Annotated in this window: 6 protein-coding genes; 5 read left to right on the top strand and 1 reads right to left on the bottom strand. The window is 68.0% G+C overall.

What is annotated here, in order from left to right; genetic code table 11:
* From GD429_RS35170 to GD429_RS35150, 5 genes are all read left to right on the top strand, one after another.
* On the top strand, nt 1-980 hold a 980-nt coding region (locus GD429_RS35170), incomplete at its 5' end, for an ABC transporter permease subunit (RefSeq protein WP_227791977.1).
* Nucleotides 977-1816: an ABC transporter permease subunit gene (locus tag GD429_RS35165; RefSeq protein ID WP_152864159.1), complete on the top strand. Its 840-nt coding sequence runs from the start codon at nt 977-979 to the stop codon at nt 1814-1816. The genes GD429_RS35170 and GD429_RS35165, both read left to right, overlap by 4 nt.
* A 101-nt stretch (nt 1817-1917) precedes the next feature.
* Nucleotides 1918-3492, top strand: a complete 1575-nt coding sequence (locus GD429_RS35160; protein ID WP_152864157.1) for a DUF3138 family protein — start codon at nt 1918-1920, stop codon at nt 3490-3492.
* A gap of 112 nt (nt 3493-3604) precedes the next feature.
* Nucleotides 3605-4909 (top strand): NAD(P)/FAD-dependent oxidoreductase, encoded by a 1305-nt coding sequence (locus GD429_RS35155; RefSeq protein WP_152864155.1) that lies wholly within the window; start codon nt 3605-3607, stop codon nt 4907-4909.
* Nucleotides 4910-4934: 25 nt separating this feature from the next.
* Nucleotides 4935-6236 (top strand): NAD(P)/FAD-dependent oxidoreductase, encoded by a 1302-nt coding sequence (locus GD429_RS35150; RefSeq protein ID WP_152864153.1) that lies wholly within the window; start codon nt 4935-4937, stop codon nt 6234-6236.
* Between the two features lie 78 nt (nt 6237-6314).
* On the opposite strand, the gene gor is transcribed toward GD429_RS35150, so the two are convergent.
* Nucleotides 6315-7670 (bottom strand): glutathione-disulfide reductase, encoded by a 1356-nt coding sequence (gene gor / locus GD429_RS35145; RefSeq protein WP_152864151.1) that lies wholly within the window; start codon nt 7668-7670, stop codon nt 6315-6317.
* Nucleotides 7671-7746: the final 76 nt, after the last annotated feature.

The following is a 7746-nucleotide window of genomic DNA, read 5'->3' as shown; positions in this document are numbered from 1 at the left end:
CCTCCGCTTCCACTCCGTCCGCGCCGGTATCGACCGGCGCTGCGAGCACCGGCGCCGGCCGGTCGCGTCCGGGCCGCTTCGCCGTGCTGTCGCGGTTCCTGCCGTCGGGCCGCGGCGTCGCGATCGGTGTGCCGTTCCTGTGGCTCGCGGTCTTCTTCGCGCTGCCGTTCGTGCTGGTGCTGAAGATCAGCTTCGCCGACCAGGTGATGGGCATCCCGCCGTACACGTCGCTCGTCGAGTTCAAGGACGGCGTCGTGCACTTCGCGCTGCAGCTGTCGCACTACGCGTTCCTGCTGCAGGACGACCTGTACATCGCGACCTACCTCAGCTCGCTGAAGATGGCCGCCGTGTCGACGGTGCTGTGCCTGCTGATCGGTTATCCGATGGCGTACTACATCGCGCGTGCCGAGCCGAACCGGCGCAACGTGCTGATGATGGCCGTGATGCTGCCGTTCTGGACGTCGTTCCTGATCCGCGTGTATGCATGGATCGGCATCCTGAAGGACGACGGCCTGTTGAACCACACGCTGATCGCGCTCGGCATCATCCACACGCCGCTGCGGCTTTATCACAGCGATGCGGGCGTCTACATCGGCATGGTCTATTCGTACCTGCCGTTCATGGTGATGCCGCTGTACGCGCACCTCGTGAAGATGGACCTGACGCTGCTCGAAGCCGCGTACGACCTGGGCGCCAAGCCGTGGGTCGCGTTCACGCGGATCACGCTGCCGCTGTCGAAGAACGGGATCATCGCCGGCAGCCTGCTGGTGTTCATCCCGGCGGTGGGCGAGTACGTGATTCCGGAGCTGCTCGGCGGTGCCGACACGCTGATGATCGGCCGCGTGATGTGGGATGAATTCTTCAACAACATGGATTGGCCGATGGCGTCCGCGGTGACGGTCGCGATGGTGCTGCTGCTGCTGGTGCCGATGGCGCTGTTCCAGTACTACCAGGTCAAGGAACTGGAGGAAGCGAAATGATCAAGCCGAGCAAACCGCTGTCGACGGGCGTCCTCGCCTTCGGCTTCCTGTTCCTGTACATCCCGATCATCAGCCTGGTCGTGTACTCGTTCAACGAGTCGAAGCTGGTGACGGTGTGGTCGGGCTTCTCGCTGAAGTGGTACGCGTCGCTGTGGCAGGACGACGAGCTGCTGAGCGCCGCATGGCTGTCGCTGAAGATCGGCCTCCTGACGGCCACCGCGTCGGTCGTGATCGGCACGTGGGCGGGCTTCGTGCTCGCGCGCTTCGGCCGCTTCAAGGGCTTCACGCTGTACACGGGGATGATCAACGCGCCGCTGGTGATTCCGGAAGTGATCCAGGGCATCTCGCTGCTGCTGCTGTTCGTTGCGCTGGAGCAGATGTTCGGCTGGCCGAAGGGCCGCGGGATGGTGACGATCTGGATCGGTCACGTGATGCTGTGCGTGTCGTACGTGGCGATCATCGTGCAGTCGCGCGTGAAGGAGATGAACAAGTCGCTGGAGGAGGCCGCGCTCGATCTGGGTGCGACGCCGCTGAAGGTGTTCTTCGTGGTGACGCTGCCGCTGATCTCGCAGGCGCTGCTGTCCGGCTGGCTGCTGTCGTTCACGCTGTCGATCGACGACCTGGTGCTGTCGGCGTTCCTGTCGGGGCCCGGGTCGACGACGCTGCCGCTGGTGGTGTTCTCGCGCGTGCGGCTCGGGCTGAACCCGGAGATGAACGCACTGGCGACGCTGTTCATCACGGCCGTGACGATCGGCGTGATCGTCGTGAACCGGATGATGATCGCGCGCGAGCGGCGCCGCGTGGCCGACATGAAGGCGGCGTTCGCGGTGGCGTGAGCCTCCCCTTTCCCTTTCCTCGATAACAAGACCCGCGCGCCGCGCCATGCGGCGCGCGAACCGATGGCAATTTGACTGGCGCACGACAAGGAGAATCCGCAATGAAGAAGAAACTGATCTGCCTGCTGGTGGCCGGCGCGTTGCCGGGCATCGCGCTGGCCGACTCGACATCCGCCGAGATCAAGGCGCTGCAGGCGCAGGTCGCGGCGCTGCAGAAACAGATGAAGGCCATGCAGGCGCAGCTCGCCGCGAAGCCGGGCGGCGCCGCGGTCGCGCAGGCCGGTGCGAAGGCCGGCGCGGCGCCGGTTGCCGTAGCCGTCGATCCGGGCTCGCCGGATTACGGCAAGGCGCAGGCCACGCTGACCAACGACGAGGTCGGCGAAATGAAGCAGCAGATCGCGAACCAGCAGCTGAAGGTCGACTCGCTGACCGACGCGGCCAACACGGGCCCGCTCGCCGGCCTGTCGGTGACGGGCTACATCGATCCGACCTACATCTACAACCGCGCGGCCGGCACGTCGTCGTTCCTGTTCGCGAACCACGAGAGCGCGTACAACTACTTCAACAGCACGTTCGGCGATCTCTACCTCGACATCAAGAAGACCTTCGGCGTCGGCCCGATGGCGCCGTCGGCGGAGATCACGCTGATGCCGAACCGCGGCAACGGCATCACGCTGCTGCAGAACTCGCGCGGCAACATCGGCAACAACATCCTGAACACGGCGGTCGTCAACGTGCCGATCACCGCGACGACGACGCTGGTCGCCGGCCTGATCCCGAGCTTCGGCGGCTACGAGGTGCAGCAGTCGAACCAGATGCTCACGCTCACGCACAACCTGCTGTACGACTTCTCGGATCCGGGCAGCTACATCGGTGCCGGCGCGAACTACACGAAGGGCAACTGGGCGTGGAAGTTCTTCCTCGGCAACGAGCAGTACCGTACGTACGGCTCGGTCACGCAGACGGGCACCAATGCGCTCGGCGATCCGATCAGCACCAGCAACAAGGTGCCGACCTTCACCGCGCGCGCGGACTACACGTGGTCGAGCGCGCTCGACATCGGCGGCTCGTTCAACATCGGCCGGCAGACGCTCGCGAGCGCGATCGATGGGAACGGCGTCGTGCACTACGGCCCGGGCGGCAACGCACCGAGCGCGTATGGCTCGTTCTTCTTCGGCGAACTCGACGCGACCTATACGCTCGCGGATATTCAGTACAACGCGGAAGTCGACTATGGCCGGCAGGATCATGCGGCATTCAACGGCGGTCTCGCGCAGTGGTACGGGCTGTCGCTGCTCGCGCACCGCAAGTTCAACGCGCCGGTGGTCGGCCGCATGGGCGTGACGCTGCGCTACGATGCGCTCGTCAACAGCAAGAACGGCGGCGGCGGCGGCGGCATCGCGCTGAACGGCAACGGGATGGATCCGAACAACGGCTTCGGCGTCGATTCGGACTGCCTCGCGACGTCGAAGGCCGGCGGCGGCCTCGGCTTCGAGTGCAAGGGCGCGATCCGTCAGGACGTTGCGCTCGACCTGCTGTTCTATCCGACCCAGCAGATCACCGTGAAGGTCGAATACCGGCACGACTGGGCGAACAACAAGGTGTTCCTGCGCAACGACGGGTCGTACGGCAAGTCCAACGACCTGCTCGCGACGCAGTTCATCTATTCGTTCTGACGCAGCACACGCGGGACGCCGTGCCGCGCGCACGGCGTCCCGTGCCGTTTTTGCCGGCCGGATCGCGATGCGTCGCGCACCGTCTGCCGGCCGTAAAGAGGGAGTCGATTTCATGACGCAGTCTTTCACCCGCCGCGCCGATGCACTCGCGCGCGACTCGTACTACGAGGCGACGGCCACGCGGCCCACGGTCGACGATCCTGCACTCGACGATGCGATCGACGTCGACGTCTGCGTGATCGGCGCCGGCTTCGCGGGCCTGTCGACGGCGCTCGACTGCCGCGCGCGCGGGCTGTCCGTCGCCGTGATCGATGCGCACCGGCCCGGCTGGGGCGCATCGGGCCGCAACGGCGGCCAGGCGATCACCGGCTTCGCGAAGGACGAGGAGATCGAGCGTCAGCTCGGCGCCGACGGCGCGCGCGCCGCGTGGTCGCTGTCGCTCGACGGCGTCGCGCTGATCGCCGAGCGGATCGCGCGCTACGGGATCGACTGCGACTTCACGCGCGGCTACCTGACGGTCGCGACGAAGCCGCGCCGCATCGACGACCTGCGCGCATGGATGGACGCCGCGACGTCGCGCTGGGGCCATCCGTCGCTAGCGTGGCTCGACACCGGCGAGATCCACGCGCGCATCGCGTCGACGCGCTACCTGGCCGGCGTGCACGATCCGCTGTCGGGCCACCTGCATCCGCTCAAGTATTGCCTGGGCCTCGCCGATGCCGCGCGCCGCGAAGGCGTCGCGCTGTATGCGCACACGCCCGCGCTCGACATCGTGCGCGGCGCGCGGCCCGTCGTGCGCACGCCGTCGGGCGAGGTGCGCTGCCGTTTCGTCGTGTCGTGCTGCAACGCGGGCCCCGGCGGCGTGCTGCCGGCCGCGACCGCCGCGCGCATCGCGCCGATCGCGTCGTACATCATCGCGACCGAGCCGCTCGGCCAGGCACGCGCCGACGCACTGATCGCGCAACGCGAAGCCGTGTGCGACAACAACTTCTTCCTCGACTATTTCCGCTTGTCGGCCGACCACCGGATGCTGTTCGGCGGCCGCGCGAATTCGGCCGGCGCGTCGCCCGCGACGCTCGCCGAAACGATCCGGCAGCGCATGGTCGGCGTGTTCCCGCAGCTCGGCGACGTGCGCGTCGACCACGCGTGGGGCGGCTTCGTCGACGTCACGCGCAATCGCGCGCCGGATTTCGGCGCGCTCGATCCGAACTTCTTCTACGTGCAGGGTTTCAGCGGGCACGGCGTCGCGCTCACCGGCATCGCCGGACGCGCGGTCGCCGGCGCGATCGCGGGCGACATGCGCGCGTTCGACCTGTTCGCGCGCATGCGGCACCGGCGCTTTCCCGGCGGTGACGCATGGCGGCAACCCGCGCTCGAACTCGGGATGCTGTACCACCGCGTGCGCGAGCTGTTCTGAGCCTCCTTTCTCCGTTCTCCTGATCATGCAGACATTCGCCAACCAGCCGCACGTCGCGTCCTACTACGCGGCGACCGCCAACGATACGACCCGCCACGCGCCGCTCGCCGGCGCGACCGACGCCGACGTGTGCGTGATCGGCGCGGGCCTCACGGGCCTGTCCGCCGCGCTCAACCTCGCCGAGCGCGGCCATTCGGTGACCGTGCTCGAAGCGTCGCGGGTCGGATGGGCGGCGAGCGGCCGCAACGGCGGCCAATTGATCGGCGGCTTTGCGTGCGACATCGACACGTTCGGGCAATTCATGCCGGAAGGCGACGTGAAGCGCGTCTGGGACATGGGGCTCGAAACGCTTTCGCTCGTGAAGTCGCGCATCGCGCGGCACGACATCGACTGCGCGCTGGTGCCCGGCTACCTGACCGCCGCGAACACCGAACGCGATGCGGATGCGCTGAAGCGCTGGCGCGACGACGCCGCGAAGCGCTTCGGCTACGACCGCTTCCACTTCGTCGAGGCCGACGAACTCGGCGACTACGTGCAGTCGGACCGCTATTGCGGCGGCCTGTACGACCCGGACAGCGGCCACCTGCACCCGCTCAACTACACGCTCGGTCTCGCCCGTGCGGCGACCGGCGCCGGCGTGCGCATCCACGAGGACAGTTGCGTGACGCGCGTGCGCGACGTCGCAGGCGGCCACGTCGTCGAGACGAGCGGCGGCAACGTACGCGCGCGTTTCGTCGTGCTCGCGTGCAATACCTACGTCGGCACGCTCGCGCCCGCGCTGGCGAAGAAGATCATGCCGGTCGGCACCTACGTGATCGCGACGGAGCCGCTCGGCGAAGCGCGCGCCGCCGCACTGATGCCCGCGCGCGCGGCGATCTGCGACAGCCGCTTCGTGCTCGACTATTTCCGGCCGGCACCCGACACGCGGCTCGTGTGGGGCGGCAAGGTCAGCTATTCGACGCGGCAGCCGCGCGATCTCGCCGCGGCAATGCGCGCGGACATGCTGAAGACGTTCCCGCAGCTCGCGGACGTGAAGGTCGACTACGCATGGGGCGGCTTCGTCGACATCACGATGAACCGCGCACCGCACTTCGGCCGCGTCGCGCCGACGATGTACTTCGCGCAGGGATTTTCGGGGCACGGCGTGAACACGACCGCGCTTGCGGGCAAGCTGATCGCCGAGGCGATCGACGGACAGGCGAGCCGCTTCGACCTGTTCGGCAAGATCCGGCATCGCGACTTCCCCGGCGGCGCGGCACTGCGCACGCCGGCGCTGGTGCTCGCGATGAGCTGGTACCGGCTGCTCGACGCGTTCGGCGTGCATTGAGGCGCGGCGCCCCATGAAAAACGGCCGCGCCGAAGCGCGGCCGTACCTTCCGCCACCACCTGTGCGGATGCGCCGCCGCTAATCGGGCACCTTCTGCCGCATCGTCACGAACTCCTCGGCCGCGGTCGGATGGATGCCGATCGTGTCGTCGAACTGCGCCTTCGTCGCGCCCGCGCGAATCGCGATCGCGATCCCCTGGATGATCTCGCCCGCATCGCGGCCGACCATGTGCGCGCCGATCACGCGCTGGCTGTCGCGCGCGACGACGAGCTTCATCAGCGTGCGCTCGTCGCGGCCCGACAGCGTGTGACGCAGCGCCTTGAACGACGTGCGGTAGATGTCGACGTCGCCGTACGTGCGACGCGCATCGGCCTCGGTCAGGCCGACCGTCGCGACCTCGGGCTGGCTGAACACGGCCGACGGCACCCATTCGTGATCGGCCGCGACGCGCGACCCGCCGAACAGCGTGCGCGCGAGCAGCCCGCCGTCGCGCGTCGCCACCGGCGTGAGCTGCGGCCGCGACGTGACGTCGCCGATCGCATGGATCGACGCGACCGACGTCGCCGAATACGCATCGACGGCAATCGCGCCGCGTGCGTCGAGCAAAACGCCCGCCTGCTCGAGCCCGAGCCCGTCGACATTCGGCACGCGGCCGGTCGCATAAAGCACCGCGTCGTACGGCCCGTGCTGCGCGTCGCCGGCGCGCACGCTCAGCGTGCCGTCGTCCGCGCGGGAAATCGATTCGACCACCGCGCGCGCGTGGATCGCGACGCCCTGCTTCGTCATCTCGTCGCTCAGGAATTGACGCACGTCGTCGTCGAAGCCGCGCAGGATCTTCTCGCCGCGATAGAACAGGTCGACGTGACTGCCGAAGCCGTTGAAGATGCCCGCGAACTCGACCGCGATATAACCGCCGCCAACCACCGCGATGCGCTTGGGGCACGTCGCGAGCGACAGCGCCTCGCGCGACGTGATCGCATGCTCGATGCCGGGCCGCTGCGGCAGCGACGGACGCGAGCCGGTCGCGATCGCGATGTGGCGCGCACGGATCGTGCGCTCGCCGATCGCGACGGTGTGCGCATCGACGAGCGTCGCGCGCCCCGCGTGCATCTCGACGCCCGATTGCCGCAGCAGGTTGATGTAGATGTCGCTCAGCCGATTGATCTCGCGATCCTTCGCGGCGATCAGCGCGGGCCAGTCGAGCGTGCCCGCGCCGAAGGTCCAGCCGAAGCCCTTCGCGTCCTCGACTTCGTGCGGGTAGTGCGATGCGTAGACGAGCAGCTTCTTCGGAATGCAGCCGCGCAGCACGCAGGTGCCGCCGATCTGCTCTTCTTCCGCTATGCCGACGCGCGCGCCGTATGACGCCGACATTCGTGCGAGCCTCACGCCGCCCGAGCCGGCCCCGATGACGAACAGGTCGTAGTCGAAATCCATCGCATTGCCTCATCGCAGTTCGGATGACGGCACGATAGCAAGATTCCGGAATTCGTGCGGCGCACGGCGCAACCCG

The sequence above is a fragment of the Burkholderia sp. BE17 genome (assembly GCF_009362305.1).
GTDB lineage: Bacteria > Pseudomonadota > Gammaproteobacteria > Burkholderiales > Burkholderiaceae > Burkholderia > Burkholderia pyrrocinia_C.
The sequence above is the reverse complement of the archived record's forward strand: the minus strand, read 5'-3'. Positions and strand labels throughout refer to the sequence as shown.